General features: G+C 64.4%; 17 protein-coding genes. 15 read left to right on the forward strand and 2 right to left on the reverse strand.

All coding sequences use genetic code 11. The annotated features are described in order from the left end of the window. From QZ607_RS15870 to QZ607_RS15905, 8 genes are all read left to right on the forward strand, one after another. Positions 1-291: HupE/UreJ family protein (locus QZ607_RS15870; protein WP_295884528.1), on the forward strand; the 291-nt coding region annotated here is incomplete at its 5' end. Positions 292-323: 32 nt separating this feature from the next. Beyond that, the gene (locus tag QZ607_RS15875) at positions 324-1,403 is read left to right on the forward strand and encodes a hypothetical protein (protein WP_295884531.1); all 1,080 of its coding nucleotides are present in this window, start codon (positions 324-326) and stop codon (positions 1,401-1,403) included. Positions 1,404-1,420: 17 nt separating this feature from the next. Further along, positions 1,421-2,038, forward strand: a complete 618-nt coding sequence (locus QZ607_RS15880; RefSeq protein ID WP_295884534.1) for a HupE/UreJ family protein — start codon at positions 1,421-1,423, stop codon at positions 2,036-2,038. Positions 2,039-2,136: 98 nt separating this feature from the next. Then, positions 2,137-2,721: a HupE/UreJ family protein gene (locus tag QZ607_RS15885; RefSeq protein ID WP_295884535.1), complete on the forward strand. Its 585-nt coding sequence runs from the start codon at positions 2,137-2,139 to the stop codon at positions 2,719-2,721. 215 nt (positions 2,722-2,936) lie between these two features. Next, complete coding sequence (locus QZ607_RS15890) at positions 2,937-4,163, forward strand: cyclopropane-fatty-acyl-phospholipid synthase family protein (protein WP_295884536.1); 1,227 nt, start codon at positions 2,937-2,939, stop codon at positions 4,161-4,163. Further along, positions 4,160-4,366: a hypothetical protein gene (locus tag QZ607_RS15895; protein ID WP_295884538.1), complete on the forward strand. Its 207-nt coding sequence runs from the start codon at positions 4,160-4,162 to the stop codon at positions 4,364-4,366. The genes QZ607_RS15890 and QZ607_RS15895 overlap by 4 nt, the downstream gene beginning before the upstream one ends. Further along, positions 4,363-5,499 carry an FAD-binding protein gene (locus QZ607_RS15900; protein WP_295884540.1) on the forward strand — a complete coding sequence of 379 codons (1,137 nt, stop codon included), beginning with the start codon at positions 4,363-4,365 and terminating at the stop codon, positions 5,497-5,499. Before QZ607_RS15895 ends, QZ607_RS15900 begins: the two co-directional genes overlap by 4 nt. 337 nt (positions 5,500-5,836) lie before the next feature. Then, positions 5,837-6,781 (forward strand): sulfur oxygenase reductase family protein, encoded by a 945-nt coding sequence (locus tag QZ607_RS15905; protein ID WP_295884542.1) that lies wholly within the window; start codon positions 5,837-5,839, stop codon positions 6,779-6,781. Positions 6,782-7,154: 373 nt separating this feature from the next. On the opposite strand, the gene QZ607_RS15910 is transcribed toward QZ607_RS15905, so the two are convergent. Further along, a complete protein-coding gene (locus QZ607_RS15910) occupies positions 7,155-7,559 on the reverse strand; it encodes an H-NS histone family protein (protein ID WP_295884544.1) in 405 nt (134 codons plus the stop codon). A gap of 351 nt (positions 7,560-7,910) precedes the next feature. Here QZ607_RS15910 and QZ607_RS15915 point away from each other — a divergent pair, with 351 nt between their 5' ends. Beyond that, positions 7,911-8,555, forward strand: a complete 645-nt coding sequence (locus QZ607_RS15915; RefSeq protein ID WP_295884546.1) for a hypothetical protein — start codon at positions 7,911-7,913, stop codon at positions 8,553-8,555. A 114-nt stretch (positions 8,556-8,669) separates the two neighbouring features. Here QZ607_RS15915 and QZ607_RS15920 read toward each other — a convergent pair whose 3' ends face one another. Then, the gene (locus QZ607_RS15920; protein ID WP_295884548.1) at positions 8,670-9,698 is read right to left on the reverse strand and encodes a helix-turn-helix domain-containing protein; all 1,029 of its coding nucleotides are present in this window, start codon (positions 9,696-9,698) and stop codon (positions 8,670-8,672) included. 131 nt (positions 9,699-9,829) lie between these two features. On the opposite strand from QZ607_RS15920, the gene QZ607_RS15925 reads away from it, so the two are divergent. From QZ607_RS15925 to QZ607_RS15950, 6 genes are all read left to right on the forward strand, one after another. After that, positions 9,830-11,815 (forward strand): DUF3604 domain-containing protein, encoded by a 1,986-nt coding sequence (locus QZ607_RS15925; protein ID WP_295884551.1) that lies wholly within the window; start codon positions 9,830-9,832, stop codon positions 11,813-11,815. After that, positions 11,812-13,743, forward strand: a complete 1,932-nt coding sequence (locus QZ607_RS15930) for a DUF3604 domain-containing protein (RefSeq protein WP_295884553.1) — start codon at positions 11,812-11,814, stop codon at positions 13,741-13,743. Before QZ607_RS15925 ends, QZ607_RS15930 begins: the two co-directional genes overlap by 4 nt. A gap of 193 nt (positions 13,744-13,936) precedes the next feature. Further along, a complete protein-coding gene (locus QZ607_RS15935; RefSeq protein ID WP_295884554.1) occupies positions 13,937-14,794 on the forward strand; it encodes a phospholipase D-like domain-containing protein in 858 nt (285 codons plus the stop codon). Between the two features lie 234 nt (positions 14,795-15,028). Beyond that, entirely contained in the window at positions 15,029-15,610 is a 582-nt protein-coding gene (locus tag QZ607_RS15940) for a YSC84-related protein (protein ID WP_295884556.1), read from the forward strand. Positions 15,611-15,973: 363 nt separating this feature from the next. Further along, positions 15,974-17,527 (forward strand): arylsulfatase, encoded by a 1,554-nt coding sequence (locus tag QZ607_RS15945; protein WP_295884558.1) that lies wholly within the window; start codon positions 15,974-15,976, stop codon positions 17,525-17,527. An 8-nt stretch (positions 17,528-17,535) separates the two neighbouring features. Next, positions 17,536-18,360 (forward strand): META domain-containing protein, encoded by an 825-nt coding sequence (locus QZ607_RS15950; RefSeq protein ID WP_295884560.1) that lies wholly within the window; start codon positions 17,536-17,538, stop codon positions 18,358-18,360. Positions 18,361-18,412 lie beyond the last annotated feature (52 nt).

The following is an 18,412-nucleotide window of genomic DNA, read 5'->3' on the forward strand; positions in this document are numbered from 1 at the left end:
CGCCATCCCTGGGTGGTGGCCTTCGGCTTCGGTCTGCTGCACGGCTTCGGCTTCGCCAGCGGACTGTCCACGGTGGGTATGCCCCACGCCGAGATCCCGCTGGCGCTCCTGATGTTCAACGTCGGCGTGGAGCTGGGGCAGCTGGCCTTCGTGGCGCTGATGCTGCTGTGCCATCGGGCCGCCCGCACGCTGGAATTCCGCTGGCCGCGGCCGGCGGAGCTGGCACCGGCGTATCTGATCGGCACGCTGGGCGCCTACTGGACCATCCAGCGCACGGTGATGATGCTGTGACGAGGGCCGCGGGAATCCGCTGGATTGGGCTCGTGCTGGGGCTGGTCGCGGGCACGGCCGGCGCGTGCCAGGTCTGCATCCCGCTGCCGACCTCGACACTGGCGGATCGGTTGCTCGGCGCCAATGCCGTGGTACTGGCGCGCGAGGACCCGGCACGGCCGTTTCATTATCGCCCCACCGAGGTCCTCGCGGGCAGTCCGGGTGACGCGCCCATCGAGCTGTTCCTGAACAGCCACGCCCGCCGCAGCCTTGCCGCCGATCCGAACCGCGCCATGGTGCTGGCGCAGCGTCCGAACGATGGGCGCTGGTCCGCGCTCGGGATCACCCGCCCCGAGTACGAGCGCGTCGTGCGCGCCATCCTGGCACGCAGAGACATCTGGAAACCGCGCGAGACGGACAACGCAGAGCGTCTGGATTGGTTCGCGCCGCTGCTCGGCCATCCTGATGAACGGCTGCATCAGTTGGCCTATCTGGAGATCGGTCGTGCACCCTATGCGGAGATTCGGCGGCTGGCTCCGCGCATCCCGGTGGAGACGCTCTCGGTGATGCTCGATCATCCGCGCTACCTGGAATGGCGCAGCCTCGCGATCCTGATGCTGGGCGAATCCGGCCGGCCCGCGGACCGGGAACGGGTGCGCGACAACCTGGCAGCAACGGCACGCCTCGGCACCAGTCGGGACCTTGCCGCCTGGGCAACCGCTCTGGTCGCCATCGACGGCGTCGATGGTATCCGCCGGCTCCAGTCCTTGTATCTGTCCGACGCCGGCCGCGGTCGCGAGGAGCTGGACGCGGTGGTTCAGGCCCTCTCGCTCCACGCCGCGGCCGAACCCGATCTGCGCGACCCGGTAGCCGAGGCCTACTCGGCGCTGCTTAAGGCGCATCCCGGCATGGCGCCGAGTCTGGTACACGACCTCATGGCCTGGCGGCGCTGGGACTTTGCCGAGCGCATCCAGCAGGTGAGTGACCGTCTGGCTGAGGATCCGCTCGCACGCTATGCCCTCGGTCTCTACCTGCGCCTGGCTCGGGGCCAACGGGCCTTGCGACGCGCGACCACGGCCGGCCCATCCTCTGTCAGAGGGCCCGCTCAACCTGAAGAGGAAAACGCGAGATGAACCGATCCCGTGAGCGCATGACGACATCCGCAAACCGCATCCTACCGGCCTGTTCCGGCCTCGCGATCCTATGCGCCGCCATGCTGCTCCTACCGCTGCCCGCGTTGGCCCATGTCGAGGCCGGTGCCGCCGGCGGCTTCCTGAGCGGCCTCAGCCATCCGATCTCTGGTCTGGATCACATACTGGCCATGGTGGCGGTGGGTATCTGGGGCGCCCAACTGGGCCGACCGGCCATTTGGCTGCTGCCGGTGGTGTTCCCGCTGCTAATGGCCTTCGGCGGCTTCGCCGGGCTCGTGGGCTGGGAGCTGCCGGCCATCGAGGTGGGCATCGCCCTCTCGGCCGTGGTGCTGGGTGCGCTGATCCTGGGCCAGGCCCGGCTGCCGCTGGGCCTGGCCATCCTGATCGTCGCGTTCTTCGCGGTCTTCCACGGCCACGCCCACGGGACCGAAATGGCTGATGGCGACAGCGCGCTGCTATACAGCATCGGTTTCGTCATCGCCACAGGGCTGCTGCACGCCGCCGGCATCGCGCTCGGGCTGATCCACCACTGGGAGACCGGCCGCGTGCTGCTGCGCGCCGCCGGGTCGGTGGTGCTGGCCGGCGGGCTCTACTTTCTGTGGGGGGCGCTGGCTTGACGACCTGGCCATCGTCGATGCCGTCAGGGAGGCGGTTATGCGCACCCGGCGGGCAGTCCCGGCGGCAGGGGCGGTGCGCATCCTGCGGACCTCTAGCGGTGGCCCTGCTCCTGTTACCGGCCGCCGCACAGGCCCACCTCGTCAGCTCCGGACTCGGTCCCTTTTACGATGGCGCGCTGCACCTGCTGCTTTCGCCGCTGGACCTGCTGGTGCTGCTCTCGGTGGTGTTGTTGGCAGGGCAGAGCGGCAAGGCGCCGGCCCGCTGGACGGTGGTCATTCTGCCCATCGCCTGGGGCCTTGCCTGGCTCGGCGCGATCTGGGTCAGTGATGGGGCGCCCGAGGCCATCCCCGCCCTGGACGCGCTCAAGATCGGGTTGCTCACCCTGTCGGGTATCGCGGTGGCGTCCGGCTTGCGGGTCCCTGCGCCGGTGCTGGCGGCCATCGCTGCGGCGGTCGGGATGATCTGTGGGCTCGGCGGCGAGCTCGCCGCCGCCGATCCCGAAGGCAGGGCCGCCGCCTTCGCCGGCCGCTGGACGGCGGTGCTCATCCTCGGCCTGCTGGTCGCGGCACTGACGGTCTCGCTCAAGCGCCCCTGGATGCGTATCGCCCTGCGAGTCGCCGGCAGCTGGATAGCCGCCATCGGCGTGCTGACGGCGGGCTGGGTCTTGCAGGGTTTCGCTTGAACCTTGGGGCTATGTGTCGAGCGTTCGCTTCTTGGTAACGATCCAGCTCTGCTGCATGGCAATGCAAGGCATGGGGCAAACTTCGGCTGGGCTCGCTCGACGGATCGGAGCTCCTAGCCGCCCTGAGCGTCAAGATTGGCGCAAGACGGGACCCGACTCGATCGCGGCGCCTACAATGGGGTTAAGAAGGCCTGCATCGACCGTGAGAGGGCGCCATGTCGTCGATCCTCCGCCAGCGACTGGAGGCGCTCGGGCGCCGCGCCTCGGCCGCGTTCATGATCGTCTTTGCCGATGGCTCTGAGTACCGCAATCGTCCCGAGCCGCCCACGTTCATCCTGCGCTTCAGAAACCGGGGCGCCGAGCGCCGGGCGCTGCTGTTCGGGCATGTCGGGATGCTGGACGCCTACTTCGCCGGCACATTGGATGTGGACGGGGACTTCAACGCGCTGTTTCGGATCGGCATGGAGAGCGGCTACGACCGGCAGCCGAATCCGCTCATCCGGCTGCGGAACCACTGGCATGAGTGGCGCCACTCCAACCGGACCATCGCGCGGGCAAAGGCCAATGCCCGCTTTCACTACGGCCTCGGCACGGATTTCTACCGCCTGTGGCTCGATGATCCGCTGATGATGTACACCTGCGCCTACTGGAAGGACGGCACCCGGACGCTGGAGGAAGCGCAGCGTAACAAGGTCGAGCACGTCTGCCGCAAGATCCGGCTCCAGCCGGACGAGACCGTGATCGACATCGGCTGCGGCTTCGGCGGTTTCCTGTTCCATGCGGTGGAGCATTATGCCGCCCGGGCGACCGGTCTCAACACGACGACAGAGCAGGTCGATGCGGTCCGTGACATGGTCCGGGCGCGCCGCCTGACCGACCGGATCTCGTTGCGGGAGGCGGACTTCCGTGAGGTGGACCGCCAGTACGATAAGGTCGTGTCGATCGGTGTCCTCGAGCACGCCGGTCGCGACCAGCTGCGTCAGGTCGTTCAGGCACACGCCGATTTCCTCAAGCCCGGCGGTCTCGGCATGCTCCATTTCATCGGTCACGTCGGCGTCCGGGACACCGAGCTCTACATCCGCGATTATGTTTTCCCGGGCGGCTGGATCCCGAGCCTCGCCGAGGCGCTGACGGCCATGGAGGCGAGCGGACTGGAGGTCCTGGACGTCGAGAATCTGCGTCGCCACTACGCGCTGACCCTGGACGTCTGGGCCGAGCGCTTCGAGCGGCGCTGGCCGGAGATCCATGCCATCGATCCTCGGCGCTTCGACGAGCGCTTCCGGCGCATCTGGCGCACCTACCTGATCTCCTGCGCCGAGATGTTCCGCTCGCCGGCCTCGAGTACCTGCCTGTTCCAGGTCTTGTTCTCGAAGGGCAATGTCAGCGCAGACGGCTATCCGATGAGTCGAGCGTTTCTGTACAGCGCGGGGGAGGCGGCGTGAGCACGGCGGAGTACGCGGCGCGAAGGGACCGGCTCATCGAGCAGCTGCGGGCCGGCGGCGGCCCCGTGGGCCTTCGCAAAGGCACGTCGAACCTGTTCCGGGACCGCGCCCGGACGGGCAAGCGGCGGCTTGACGTGCGTGCCTTCCAGCATGTGCTGGCTGTGGAGCCGGCCGCCGGCGTCGTGGACAGCGAGGGCATATGACGACGTACGAGGCCCTGACCGACGCCACGCTCGCCGCCGGCGTCATGCCCGCCGTCGTGCCGCAGCTGAAGACCATCACCATCGGCGGTGCCGCCGCCGGTGTCGGTATCGAGGCATCCTCGTTCCGCTACGGCCTGGTGCACGAGACGCTGCTGGAGCTGGAGGTGCTCCTCGCCGACGGCAGCGTCGTGCTGTGCACGCCGGATAATGCGCACCGGAACCTGTTCTTCGGCTTTCCAAACTCCTACGGCACCCTGGGCTATGCACTACGGGTGAAGGCCGGCACGATCCCCGTAAAGCCCTATGTGCGGCTGGAGCATCGCCACCATGCCGATCCCGCTGCCTTCTTCGCCGACCTGGAAGCACAATGCGCGGGCGATGCGGACTTCGTCGACGGCGTCTGTTTCGGCCCGCGCGAGCTGGTGCTGACCAACGCCCGCTTCGTCGATGATGCGCCTTACACCAGCGACTACGGCTTCGAGCACATTTACTACCGCTCGCTGCGGGAGCGCGGTGAGGACTATCTCCGCGTCCGCGACTTCATCTGGCGTTGGGACACGGACTGGTTCTGGTGCTCGAAGAATCTGTTGGCCCAGCATCCACTGATCCGCCGTCTCTATGGCCGCCGCCGGCTGGGCTCGCGGACGTATACGAGGCTGATGCGCCTGAACAGCAAGTGGGGCCTGACGAAGGGGCTGGACCGCCTCATGGGGCGCCATCCGGAATCGGTGATCCAGGACGTGGACATCCCACTGGAGCACGCGCCGGAATTCCTCGCCTTCCTGCTGCGGGAGATCGGCATCCTGCCCATCTGGACCTGCCCGGTGCGGGCTCGTGACCCGAACGCCCGCTTCGACCTCTATCCCCTGTACCCCGGCGTCCTCTACGTCAACTTCGGCTTCTGGGACGTCGTGCGCAGCCGCGAACACCATCCCCCGGGCCATTTCAACCGGCTCGTCGAGCGGAAGGTCGGCGAGTTGGGCGGCCTCAAGTCGCTTTACTCCGACAGCTATTACCCGCAAGACGAGTTTTGGTCGGTCTTCGACCGCGACGCCTACCGCCGGCTCAAGGCCAAATACGATCCGGATCGGGTCTTCGGCGATCTCTATGAGAAATGCGTACTGCGGCACTGAGGTCGCCTGTCGTCGGTCCATCCGACCGGCGCTGTCCAGTCTCCCCTGCCGGGGGGCAAAGCCGCGAGACTGAACCGCGACGGATGGCAGCTTCACTCGCCGGCTTCAACATTCTGCTTTGACATGGTGGAGAATCGATACAGCATGGCGGCGGTAAGCGTTTGGTGGCAGGCGAGGCCCCCATCCTGAGCTGCGGGAAATGGGTTCGCAAGGCCGGTGCAGTGATGCGGGCGGAGCGCGCAGCCGAAGACCCGATGTCAACACTGCCGGGGAGCTGTACTTGTGCAAGCGGTTGCGCCGTCCGCCGGAATCCAGAGCCAATCTCAGAGGGGTTATCATGACCATTGATCTGAAGGCCGCCTATGAGGCCGAACCTGAATCCCTGCTCTATGTTGCCATCAATAAGGTGTTGGTGGAGAACGATCCGAACCTGATGCGGCTGATGCAGGAAGCCAGCTCGAAGATGTGTCTGGCCACGGCTCTGACCCCGGGGTTCAAGGGCTTTAATCTGATGCGCCAGATCGGCAGCTGTCCGATGGGTTTGCGCTGGGGAGCGGCCTCGGACATGGGGGCGGATCTCTCGCACATCTGGATCGATCAATTCACCTACTGGGACTCGGTCGAGGCGCACGAAGACTTCCATGAGACTTTCGAGGACGTGGTGGTCGACTCCTGCGCCAAGTGCGGCTCGGTGCTGCTCGACGGCCCCGAGGAGCCGGTCTACCGCATCGTCGAGAGCACGCTGCCGAAGCTGATCTCAATGAACCAGATGTGGAGACGCAGCCAATCCGGCGCCGGGACCGAAGGTTATGCAATCGACTCCGGCGAGGCCGTGATGGTGCTCGCCAGCCATATTGTTCGCCCGGGCAAAGAGGCCGAATTCGAAGCCGGCGAGATCAAGACCATGGCGATGCTGATGGAGACGGCCGGGATGCTTGGATACCAGATCCTGAAACGCATCGGCATGTCCACCCTGGGGTCGGGTCACGCCACGGTCGAGTCGATGATGGAGGATCTGAAGGACAGCTCCGGCAACAAATTGAAGCGCACTGCCGAGGTCTGGGAGGGCTATACGGCGCCGGCCGAGTATCTGGTGATGGTCGAGTTTGAGAACCTTGCCGCGGCCCAGCGCGGCATGCCGCACGTCAATGTCAAGCCGGAGATCCTCTTCGTGCACGGCAGCGAGGTGCTGAACAAATTGCTGCGGATCCCGTCCGTTCGGATCTCGAGCTCGATGTTCAGCGAGCACACTTACCGGGAGGTTCTCCAGGGTAACAAGTGACGGCGCCGCTGCTTTGCTGCCGTTGTTGATCGGTGGGCCGGCGACTATCCTGGGTCGCACGCAGGCACCGCCGGCAGTGTGCAAGGGTGGGCGGCGGGGGGCTGGAGACCTCGCCGCCCGAGGCACCACCTCAGAGAGGCGGGAGATCAACCGTGGCGGTGCTGAGGTGGACTGTACGAGCCAGGTAGGCCGACGGCAACCTATCGCCTGTGATGGGTCGTGATCACCCCGCCTACCTCCACTGTTCTCACTGACGTTCCCACGATCGCCCCCGGCTGGAGCTAGACTTTGCCGCAACCCCGGTTGCCGTCGCGGTTTCCATGTCCGTTCCTCTTGAGTATTCGCCCCGCCCCGCGGGGCATTCTGTTGCGTCTTAGGCCGCCAATCGCAGGTAGTTCGCCTTGAACTCGTCACGCTGCGACCTGTCCGCAGGGTCATAACCCGCGGATTCCATTTTCTCCCGTAGCCAGGCGGGCAGCGGTCCGCGTGAGTAGGTCTGTGCCGGGTTCTCCGGATCGACGTACCGCGGGTATCCGTCCGAAGCGCCTTTGGTGGACCGTCCGCGACGACCCTTTCCCAAGGAGGCAACCACATCGTCGAGGCTGTAGCCCCGCGCATCGATCTGCTCGCGAAGCTCGCCGATAAAGGCCGCGAACTCGGCGGCGTGTTGTTCCCGCAATGCCTGTCGCAACGCCGCCTCGTCGGCTTCGAGCTGCGCAAGTTGTGCCTGGATTTCTTCAACGGATTGGGGTTCGGATGTTGGCTTGTTGTTCGGCATGGTTGATCTTGTCAAAGTTCGATTGTTGGAACAGCGCAGATCGCGCGCGCTGTACGAACAGCAGGTCGGTCGTCTGCACTCAGCTTGTCATCAGGGGCTGGAGCAACCGGATGCTCGGATGGCTTGAGGTCGCAACCGATGCGGCCACGTTGTCTCGGCGCCTAAGCAGCGGCTTCGGTCGCCCCGCTGGCTTGTTACGCATAGACAACGATACGGTATATGACGAATTGCTGTCAAAGAAAGCCGCTTCCAACGGTGGGCTTCTGCCGCAGTCTGCCGGTGTTGATCGGCAACATCATGGCGGCTGGGCGTTCCGTCGGAGTCGGTGCAGCCGAAACGCCCGATCTGACGATGACCGTGGGTCCCGCTGCTGAGCTGAAGCGCGCCGACGAACCACCCGTCGCTGTCCCCGAACCTTCGGCGGAGACGTTACCCTACTACCGTAACGGGAATGTCCTTGGGGTCCTCGCGACGCTCTGGGGCCTACTCCCCCCGGCGGTGATCCTCTTCTCCGGCTTTTCGGCGCGGCCACGGGATTGGGCGCGGGCCGACGGCAGAAGCTGGTTCTTCACCATCGCCGTCTACGTGCTCCTGTATCTGGCACTCGTCTCCCTCATCGACCTGCCGCTCAACTGGTATCAGGACTTTGTACGTGCGCATGCCTATGGGCTGTCGAGCCAAACCCTCGGACAGGGGCTCGCCGACTCGCTGAAGGCACTGGCGGTGACCATGGTCATCGGCGTGTTGGTGCTCTGGGTGCCGTATCTGCTGCGGCACTTCTCAAGGCGTTGGTGGCTGTGGACAAGCCTTGCGGCGGTACCCTTTCTGATCCCGATGCTGTTCATGCAGCCGGTGCTGATTGGACCGCTGTTCGATGACGTCGGCTCCTGGCAGGACAAGGCGCTGGAGGCGCGGCTTCTGGCCCTGGCCGAGCGCGCCGGCATCGATGGCGGGCAGGTCTTCGTTCTCGGGCATATCTGGGTCCTGCTGGCGTGACTCTGCGCCCTCGTCTTGGCGATGCTGTACGCGGTGCACTGCAGTCTCGGCTTCCTGATCGCGCGCTTCGGTCACCGCTTCGGCTTCACCGTCCACTTAAGACTTCCTACTGCCTCAGCTCTTGCCGAGGAGCAGGGGACTTACCACCTGCGGCGGCGGCCGCGACAACGTCTGTGATGGCCTCTCGCCGAATAAACTGCCGTATTCGGCTGCGAAACGGCTATGGTGCAGAAGCCCGAAGCGATCGGCAATGTCCGCGACCGTGGTGGATCCACCTTGTGCCGCGGCAAGCTCACGGCGCGCCATGTGAAGTCGCAGGAGTCGCAGAAACCGCAAGGGACTGAGCCCTAGTTCCTCGCGGAAACCATATTCCAACGTACGCGGTGACACGATCGCCGCCCGACACAGATCGCCGACATCGACCGATGCAATGTCGGCATTGCGCAGAAACTCCATCGCCCGGTCGAGGGCTCGGCGCCTTGCGGGAACCTCCCTTCGCGATATGCAAGAGCTATCCACGAGGCAGGCACGTGCCAGCCGCCAGGGAAACTCCTCCTCAACGGCCCGCGAAAAAGCGCTGAGAGAAGCCGGGTCCCCTTGGCGTTTCGCCATATCGATCACGGTCAAGAGCCAACGGCCGAGGGCGGCGGACTCGTGGCCGAGAACCGGCAGCTGGCGCAGCACAGCGCCCTTTTCCAGGGAGTCCGCAACGTCGTCCGGCAGGCTGCGCCGCAGCAGCTCCAGGGCGACCAGGACCACCAGCTGCTCCTGTCCGGCATCCAGGACCACGTCGAGGCCACCCGGCAGGGTGGCCGGAAGGGTACTGCCTGCCGGCGATGTACCCCAGTATCTGGACTTGTCCCCGACGCGCATCGGCAGCGCCACGGCCAACATGCCCTGCGGCGACATGCCTCTGACATGGATCGGTCCGCTAAAGTCCTCTCGGTAGATGATCAGAGACGAGGTGACCAAAAAGTCCTTCCGGTTCGCGAACGACCCACGAGCGATCGGCTCCGCCAGGATCTCCCAGGGCGCGGAGGCGAACTCATACGCACAGGGATCATCGATCTCGAAGCGCCCTGCCGCTGCGGCAGCGGCGGGCGCGCGTTCGGCTGCATCGCTCTGTTCCGGCTTGAACATCATTTGCTGCCTAGTTTGGTGCGGAAACTGGCTAACCCCGACTACAGCAGTCAGCTATGTTTGCCAGTGAGATCGAGAAGGTTGTGGCCGAAGTCTAGCAGCCACATCAACCGATGCCGGAGGCGTAGACACCAATGAAACACCTTCCCAAGGCTGCTGCCATCTTGTTTGGTCTGCTTGCCGCGACCGTCGTCGTCGCCCAAGACGCACCCGGTCCAACCGATAAGAGGGTCGAGTATTCGCCCTATCTGCAAGAAAATTACCCGAACCGCGTCTTCTTCGGCGATACCCACCTGCATACCGCCTACTCGGCCGACGCCGGCATGGTCGGCTGTACGCTCGGTCCGGACGACGCCTACCGCTTCGCCAAGGGCGAGCAGGTAACGTCATCGCAGGGCGTCCCGGCGCGCCTGCAGCGGCCGCTCGATTTTCTCGTGGTCTCGGACCATGCCGAGAACCTCGGGCTGGCCGTCGCGTTGGCGGAGGACAGCCCGGTGCTCAAGGAGAACAACTGGGGTCGGGAGATCGCTGAGATCTATGCGTCGAAGACCACCGAGGCACAGATCAAGTCCTACGAGTTCTGGATGGAAGCGACGTACGGCGGCGAAGACCCGCTAGCGGGCACACCCTTCGGGCAGACGATGTGGCGGCGCGTCACCGAGGCGGCCGAGCGACACAACCAGCCGGGTGCTTTCACGGCCTTCATCGGCTTCGAGTGGACCTCTCAGCCAAACGGCACCAACATGCACCGCAACGTCATCTATCGCGACGGCAAGGATCTGGCGGACCAAGTCGTCCCGATCAGTTCCTACGACACGGATGATCCCGAAAAGCTGTGGGCGTGGATGCAGGACTACGAAGACAAGACAGGCGGCAAGCTGTTGGCTATCCCGCATGGCGGGAACCTCTCCAACGGCCTGATGTTCGACGACACGACGCTGTCCGGCAAGGCGCTGACCGAAGACTACGCCAAGCGCCGGATGAATTATGAGCCGCTCTACGAAATCACCCAGATCAAAGGTGACGGCGAAGCCCATCCGCTGCTGGCATCCAACGACGAGTTCGCGGACTACGGCACCTGGGACAAGGGGAGTTTCGGCCCGGAACCGAAGACCCCGGATATGCTGCCGAAAGAGTATGCGCGCTCGGCCTGGAAGCGCGGGCTCGCCTACGACGCCGAGCTCGGAGCCAACCCGTTCAAGTTCGGCGTCATCGGCTCCACCGATGCGCACACGGGGCTCTCGACGGCCGCCGAGAACAACTTCTTCGGCAAAGTCAGCCTGGTCGAGCCGACGGCGGACCCGATCCGCTTCGAGGAGGCGATCACCGGGCGCTTCACCCCGGACGACCCGAGCGACGACCTGACCCACTCGGACGCGATCGCGGCCGGCCTGGCAGCCGTCTGGGCACGCGAGAACACCCGCGAGGCGCTGTGGAATGCCATGAAGCGCAAGGAGGTATACGCGACCACCGGGACACGTATGCGCGTCCGGGTGTTCGGCGGCTTCGACTTCAGCGAAGAGGACATGGAGCGCTCCGACTTCGCCGAGCGCGGCTATGCCCAGGGCGTGCCGATGGGTGGCGATCTCGCGAATGCGCCAGAAGGGAAGGTGCCCACCTTTATGATTCGCGCCCTTCGGGACCCCGATGGGGCCAATCTGGATCGAATCCAGGTCATCAAGGGCTGGACCACGCAAGATGGCGAGCCGATGGAGAAGATCTACGATGTCGCCTGGTCGGGTGAGCGCAAGCCCGGACCCGATGGCAAGCTCCCGCCGGTCGGCGATACCGTCAATGTGGAGGAAGCCACCTACACCAACGCGATCGGCGCCCCCTATCTCGAAGCCTTCTGGGTCGATCCGGATTTCGATCCCGCCGAGCGGGCCTTCTACTACGTCCGTGTGCTCGAGATCCCTACGCCGCGTTGGACCACCTATGACGCCAAGGTCTTCGGTGTGGAGCGTCCCAAGGACCAACCCGCTTCTCAGCGGGAGCGCGCCTACACCTCGCCAATCTGGTACACGCCCGTGGCCAAGACCGGTGCCGCCGCGAGCGACAGGATTCGGCCATCGCCGACGGTGGCATTGGACCGCACCACCCCGGAGAGATCAGCGCTATGAGACCATACGGGATCATCGCGATTGCCGGCGCCCTCACGGTTTCGCCGTGCCTGGCGCAGGAATTCACGCTGCACGAAGACGACTATGCGGAAAGGGGCAGGAAGTATTCGCCCTACGTCGATGAGCACTTCCCGCAGAATGTCTACTTCGGCGATACGCACCTGCATACCTCATGGTCCGCGGACGCGGGGCTAGCCGGAGCCACGCTGGGACCGGAATTCGCCTACCGCGTCTCGCGTGGCGAGACGGTCACGAGCCAGACTGGGCTGCCTTTCAAGCTGGTCCGCCCGCTGGATTTCCTGGTCGTGGCCGACCACGCGGAGAACATCGGGATCTACGACTACCTCGACCGCGCCGATCCAATCCTCGAGCAGAGCGAGAACGGACGGAAGTGGCTCGAGTATTTCAGGAAGGGAGAGGGCATCAAGGCGGCCTACGAGTGGAGCGCGTTCAACGCCAAGGGGCAGGACCCTATCGACAGCCCCGAGATGAGGTCCCGGGTTTGGGAGCGCGTGATCGAGAACGCGGAGAAATACAACGAGCCGGGCGTCTTCACCACCTTCATCGGCTACGAGTGGACGTCCGGCCCCGGCAGCAACAACCTCCACCGTAACGTCATCTTCCGCGACGGCGGGGAGCGCGCCCGGCAGGTCGTGCCGTTCTCGGCCTTCGACAGCGATGACCCGGAGGACCTCTGGGCCTACCTCAAGGCCTACGAGGACAAGACCGGCGGAAGAGTGTTCGCCATCCCCCATAACGGCAACCTGTCGAACGGCATGATGTTCATGCTCGAGACCTTCGACGGGGAACCCTTCGACAAGGACTACGCAGAGCGGCGCCAACGCTTCGAGCGCGTCGTCGAAGTCACCCAGCCGAAGGGCACCGGCGAGGCCCACCCGCTGCTGTCGCTCGACGATGAGTTCGCCGACTTCGAGCTGATGGACAAGTCGAACCTCACCGGCACCGTCGCCAAGACACCGGAGATGATCAAGACCGAGTATGCCCGCGAGGCGCTGAAGCTGGGGCTGGCCGAGGAGGCCCGTCTCGGCGTCAACCCGTTCAAATTCGGCATGATCGGCTCGACCGACAGCCACAACGCGATCCCCTGGACGCGCGAGGAGAACTGGTTCGGCAAGATCCACTTCGTCGAGCCCTCCCCGCACCGCCGTGACGGCTATTTCATCGAAAGCGCGGTCGACCCCGCATATTCGATCCGCGATGTGGACCTGGGCGCCTCGGGTCTCGCTGCCGTGTGGGCGCCCGAGAACACGCGCGAGGCGATCTGGGACGCCTTTGCCAGACGTGAGGTCTTCGCGACCACAGGCAGCCGGCTCCGGGTGCGTGTCTTCGCCGGCTGGGACTTTGAGGAGTCGGAGGTTCAGCGACCCGACTTCGCCCGACAGGGCTACGCCCGCGGCGTACCTATGGGCGGCGATCTGCGTCCCGGCCCCGAGGGTGCAGCGCCCAGGTTCATGGTCCGCGCCCTGCGAGACCCCGACGGCGCCAATCTCGATCGTATTCAGATCATCAAGGGATGGCTCAATGCCGACGGCAAGACGCGCGAGCGGATCTATGACGTGGCCGTTTCGGGAGACCGAAGCATCGGCGCCGACGGCCGTTGCAAGGAGCCGGTGGGCAACACCGTTGATCTGGCCAATGCGACCTATACCAACGACATCGGGGCGGCCGTCCTTTCTGCGTACTGGAAGGACCCGGACTTCGATCCCACCCGCTCGGCCTTCTACTACGTCCGCGTGATCGAGATCCCCACGCCGCGCTGGACGGCTTACGACGCAAAGTTCTTCGGCATCGACATGCCCGAGGGCGCGGCCATGGAGGTCACCGACCGCGCTTACACGAGTCCCATCTGGTATACGCCCAAGGCGAAAAGTACGGCTGCAGCCCAAGGGGCGATCAGCAACGGCTGATGGATGACGCTGCGCGCCGTTACTGCGCAAGCCGCTGCAATAAGTCTGGTCCCCGGCAGCCCCGTACGCCAGGGTCGGGATCTGCTCCTGCGCCCAGGGATCCTTCCAACGATGTCCTCACCAACAACCGTGGTTGGCTAAATGAATGTGCGCTCGACAGCCTGATAGCGATGCGTCTTGGACTCGCCACCTGATGAGTGCGCAGCTCCGCTGGATAGGTGTCAGCCCGGTCTCGACCGTCCTTTTCTCCGCGGGCTGCGCGAGCGTGCCGAAGGACTATCCGCGGAGCCAATCGGCAGCCTTCCAGGATCATCAGAACACCACGATCGGCGCTTATGTCGCCAAGGCCGCCGCACGTTACCCAGGCGAGTCGGGCTTCGCGATCCTTCGCGATGGGCGTCCGGCCTTCACGGTACGGGTAGCCCTTGCCGAGCTTGCCGAGAAGAGCCTGGACCTGCAGTACTACATCTGGGAGCCGGACGCGACGGGACGCATCCTCGCCGAGCGCCTGGTGCAGGCCGCCGACCGCGGCGTGCGCGTGCGGATTCTGCTCGACGACATCAATATCGAGGGGCGCGACACGGTGGTGGCCGCGCTGGATGCCCATCCGAACATCGAGATTCGCCTGTTCAACCCCTTCGCAAATCCCTCTGCGCGCGCGCTTGATTTCATCGCCTATTTCAATCGCGTCAATCACCGCATGCACAACAAAGTGATGGTAATGGACAACGCCGTGGCGATCGTCGGCGGGCGCAACATCGGCAATCACTACTTTGGCGTTGCGACCGACACAAGCTACCGGGACCTGGATATCGCCGCCGGCGGCCCCGTGGTGCGGGAGGTCTCCGAGGTCTTCGACCGGTTCTGGAACGGCAAGTGGGCACTACCCGTCAGCGCCCTGATGGACCGCCCCTACACCCGGGCTCTATGTGGAGAGTCCGGAGCTTGCCCGTCAAGTCATCGCCTGGATGGACGAAGGCGTGCTCCCCGAGAACAGTTACCGCGTCCTCGTCGACGAGGATGGCGACCTCCAGTGGGTGACCGAAGTTGACGGTCAGGAGGTGCGCTTCGACACCGACCCAGAGAGCACCGGATGGCAGCGATTCAAGGCTGGCTTTATCGGCATTCTCCCAGTCGAGAATCAACTGTGAGCCAGAACGTGTCACACAATGCGTCACCCAGGCGCTTTTTGAAGCGAATGAATGGCTTCGTCATGCATCGAGCGACCGACCGGTGGGGGTCGTCGATGCCTTGTACCTACCGCAACCACTGAGGAGAGAGACCTATGTTCAATCGAGTGATCAATGCCGGCCTAATGGGGGCGGCCTTAACCTTCGGTCTGATGCTGTCCGGGCAGGCCTTTGCGGACCTGACGGACATCTCGGCAGAGAAGGCGGCCGAGCTAGAGGCCGAGGCGAAGGCGACCGTCTCGCAATTCCTCGCGGAAACCCAAGGCGCCAAGGAAGTGCTCGCCGATGCCAAGGGCGTTCTGGTATGTCCCAAGATCCGCAAAGGTGGCTTTGGCGTTGGCGCGGAGGGCGGCAAGTGTGTCCTGACCTCCGGGGCACCGGAGCCCCTCTATTACGGCTTGATCGCGCTCAAAGGCGGTTTCATCGTTGGGGTGGAGTCGCACTCGATGATCCTGGCGCTCAACACCGACACGGCGCTGGCCAAGTTCACGAAGGACAAACGGGAGTGGGAGATCGGTGTCGATGCCTCGGTGGCCGTGGCGAAGATCGGTGCCGGCGGTGATCTGGACACCACCAACCTCAAGAAGGACATCGTCTCGTTTATCTTCGGCTCCAAAGGCCTGATTGCGGATGCGACCTGGGAAGGCTCGCGGTTCAAGAAGCTGGATATCAAGTAACCGCGCGAAATTCGATCTGGAGCAGCCATGCCTGAGCATCGGAGGCCGGCTTATACGGCTTCGCGATGCTCCGGGACGCCCACGAATTGACCCAGGCGATGTCTGTCTATTAGGGCGGCGAGCGAACTGCGTCTCGCCTGCTCTGACTCGCCGTTGCGCTGGCGGCGTGTCCTTCTACGGTTTGCGCATGGTCTGCGGCTTTGTGCGGAAACTGGATAACGACCAGTACCACACTCAGGCTATCTTCTGCGGCACATCCTCTGGTGTGCATTGCGTTCGATGAAGGGCAATGACGCGACGCTTCGAAGCTGCCCGTGGATTTCGGCGCAACTTTTCTCTATCCGTCCAAAAAGGTACTAACGAATGGTTCAGCCGTGCTTCGCGAAAGGCCTGAGTATTGCTGCGCTGCTGTTGGCCGGCCTGTGCTTGGGCGTACCTGCCAGCGCTCAGCCCGACAAGCCGAACATCCTGATCATTTGGGGCGACGATGTCGGCATGTGGAACATCAGCGCCTACCATCGCGGCATGATGGGTGGCACGACGCCCAACATCGACCGCATCGCCAACGACGGCATGATCTTCATGGATCACTATGCGCAGGCGTCTTGCACCGCCGGACGCGCCGCCTTCATCACCGGCCAATACCCGCTGCGCACGGGGCTGAGCACGGTCGGCCTTCCGGGCGCGAAGGAGGGCATTCAGGAAAGCGACCCGACGCTGGCGAGCATGCTCAAGGCGCAGGGTTATGCGACCGGACAGTTCGGCAAGAATCACCTCGGCGACCGCGACGAGCACCTGCCGACCAACCACGGCTTCGACGAGTTCTACGGCATCCTCTACCACCTGAACGCCGGCGAGTATCCCGAGCAGTACGACTTCCCCAAGGACGAAGAGGTGCAGAAGAACCTCAAGCTCAAGCAGCGGGGCGTGATCCACTCGAAGGCGCTGGCCGACGGCTCTCAGCAGATCGAGGATCACGGGCCCTGGGGCCGGGAGCGCCAGCGCAACCTCGACCAAGAGGTGCTGGTGGAGTCGAAGCGCTTCATCACCGATGCGGTCAAGGCCGGAACGCCCTTCTTCGTCTGGCACAACACCACCCGCATGCACTACCGCACCAACCTCAATGAGGAGTACGACGGCAAGAGCGGCTACGGCCTCTACGCCGATGGCATGATGGAGCTCGACGACGACGTCGGCGAGCTGCTCGCGCTGCTCGACGAGCTTGGCGTCGCCGACAGCACCATCGTCATGTTCTCCACTGACAACGGCGCGGCCTCCAACAGCTGGCCCGACGGCGGCAACCAGCCGTTCCACGGCGAGAAGGGCGTCGGCGGCTGGGAAGGCGGTTTCCGCGTGCCGATGCTCGTGCGCTGGCCGGGCAAGATTCCTGCCGGCACCACGACGGGCGAGTTCATGACCATGGAGGACTGGTTGCCGACCCTGATGTCATGGGTCGGGGAGAAGAACATCAAGGAGGAGCTACTCACCGGCAAGACGATCGGCGGGCGTGAGTACAAGGTTCACCTGGACGGCTACGACCAGAGCGACCTGCTCCTGAACCAAGGCAAGTCCAAGCGCAAGGAGTTCTACTACTTCACGGAAACCAAGTTCCACGGGCTGCGCTACGGGGACTGGAAACTGCTATTCGTGGATCAGGAGAAATGGTTCCGCGCGCCGCAGCTGTCGTTGTCCACGCCGATCATCACCAACCTGAAGCTCGACCCGTTCGAACGTTTCCACGAGGCTCGCGGCTACGATGAATGGGCCGAGAATCGCAGTTGGATTTTGGGTCAGGTCGGGCCGAAGATGGCGCAGTTCGTACAGAGCTTCCAGGAGTTCCCGCCCAGCCAGAAAAGTATGTCGGTGCAGCTGGATGACGTCAGCAGCATGATCAATTCCCAGTCCATTGGCCGATGAGAGCGACGATGACTGAGACAGTGCTGCGGCCTGGCACTGTATTCCGTCGTTGGCTTCTGGCGGTCACCGTGACCTTGGCGGGCGTTGTGCCTGCCGCGGGGCCTGGCAGCAGCAATGCGCAGACCATTGACGGGAGCATCTGGTACCGGGATCGCTTTGCGCTGCCGCCGAGCGCCGAGATCCGCGTCTTGCTGGAGGATGTGGCGCGGATGGATGTCCCAGCGGACGTCATTGCCAGCACGCGCGTCGAACCCAAGGGCGGACCGCCTTGGTCTTTCAGCCTGCCCTACGACCCGGACAAGCTCCAGGAACGCGGTCGCTATGTCGTGCGTGTGAGGATCGAGGACGCCGGGCGCTTGCTGTTCGTCAACACGCAGAGCACGCCGGCGTTCGGCCGTGACCCCGAGACGCCTTTGGACATTCGCGTCTCGCGGGTGCCCTCGAATCGGCCTGACGACGGTAAGGGTTCAGGGATGTCCGATGTTAGTCTGACGGACACCTATTGGAAGCTGGTCGAGCTCGGCAGCCAGGGGGCCGAGCTCGGGGCAGGTAAGCGAGAACTACAAATGGTGCTTACGACCGGCGAGCGACGCGTGCGCGGCTTTTCGGGGTGCAATCGCTTCACGGGCAGCTACCAGCGAGATAGGGGTCGGCTACAGTTCGAACAGCTTGCGTCAACCCGGATGGCCTGTGCGGAAGGCATGGCGCAGGAGCAACGCTTCCTCAGTGCGCTCCGTGAAGCCCACCGGTACACGATCGATGCCGACGAGCTGGCCCTATACACTGGCGACGAGCGCCTCCTGATGCGCTTCGTCGCGGTTGCGTTGCCGTAGTCGTGTCGCCGCACTTGTTCTCTAAGACATCGACTGACATCGCAAACGCCTT

Origin of the sequence: uncultured Thiohalocapsa sp. (genome assembly GCF_913063425.1) — a bacterium.
GTDB lineage: Bacteria > Pseudomonadota > Gammaproteobacteria > Chromatiales > Chromatiaceae > Thiohalocapsa.

What these genes read in the sequence shown, in the direction of transcription:
- QZ607_RS15880 (WP_295884534.1), top strand. Translation starts at nt 1,421, where the DNA reads ATGACGACATCCGCAAACCGCATCCTACCGGCCTGTTCCGGCCTCGCG.
- QZ607_RS15890 (WP_295884536.1), top strand. Translation starts at nt 2,937, where the DNA reads ATGTCGTCGATCCTCCGCCAGCGACTGGAGGCGCTCGGGCGCCGCGCC.
- QZ607_RS15900 (WP_295884540.1), top strand. Translation starts at nt 4,363, where the DNA reads ATGACGACGTACGAGGCCCTGACCGACGCCACGCTCGCCGCCGGCGTC.
- QZ607_RS15905 (WP_295884542.1), top strand. Translation starts at nt 5,837, where the DNA reads ATGACCATTGATCTGAAGGCCGCCTATGAGGCCGAACCTGAATCCCTG.
- QZ607_RS15910 (WP_295884544.1), bottom strand. Translation starts at nt 7,559, where the DNA reads ATGCCGAACAACAAGCCAACATCCGAACCCCAATCCGTTGAAGAAATC.
- QZ607_RS15915 (WP_295884546.1), top strand. Translation starts at nt 7,911, where the DNA reads ATGACCGTGGGTCCCGCTGCTGAGCTGAAGCGCGCCGACGAACCACCC.
- QZ607_RS15920 (WP_295884548.1), bottom strand. Translation starts at nt 9,698, where the DNA reads ATGATGTTCAAGCCGGAACAGAGCGATGCAGCCGAACGCGCGCCCGCC.
- QZ607_RS15925 (WP_295884551.1), top strand. Translation starts at nt 9,830, where the DNA reads ATGAAACACCTTCCCAAGGCTGCTGCCATCTTGTTTGGTCTGCTTGCC.
- QZ607_RS15930 (WP_295884553.1), top strand. Translation starts at nt 11,812, where the DNA reads ATGAGACCATACGGGATCATCGCGATTGCCGGCGCCCTCACGGTTTCG.
- QZ607_RS15935 (WP_295884554.1), top strand. Translation starts at nt 13,937, where the DNA reads ATGAGTGCGCAGCTCCGCTGGATAGGTGTCAGCCCGGTCTCGACCGTC.
- QZ607_RS15940 (WP_295884556.1), top strand. Translation starts at nt 15,029, where the DNA reads ATGTTCAATCGAGTGATCAATGCCGGCCTAATGGGGGCGGCCTTAACC.
- QZ607_RS15945 (WP_295884558.1), top strand. Translation starts at nt 15,974, where the DNA reads ATGGTTCAGCCGTGCTTCGCGAAAGGCCTGAGTATTGCTGCGCTGCTG.
- QZ607_RS15950 (WP_295884560.1), top strand. Translation starts at nt 17,536, where the DNA reads ATGACTGAGACAGTGCTGCGGCCTGGCACTGTATTCCGTCGTTGGCTT.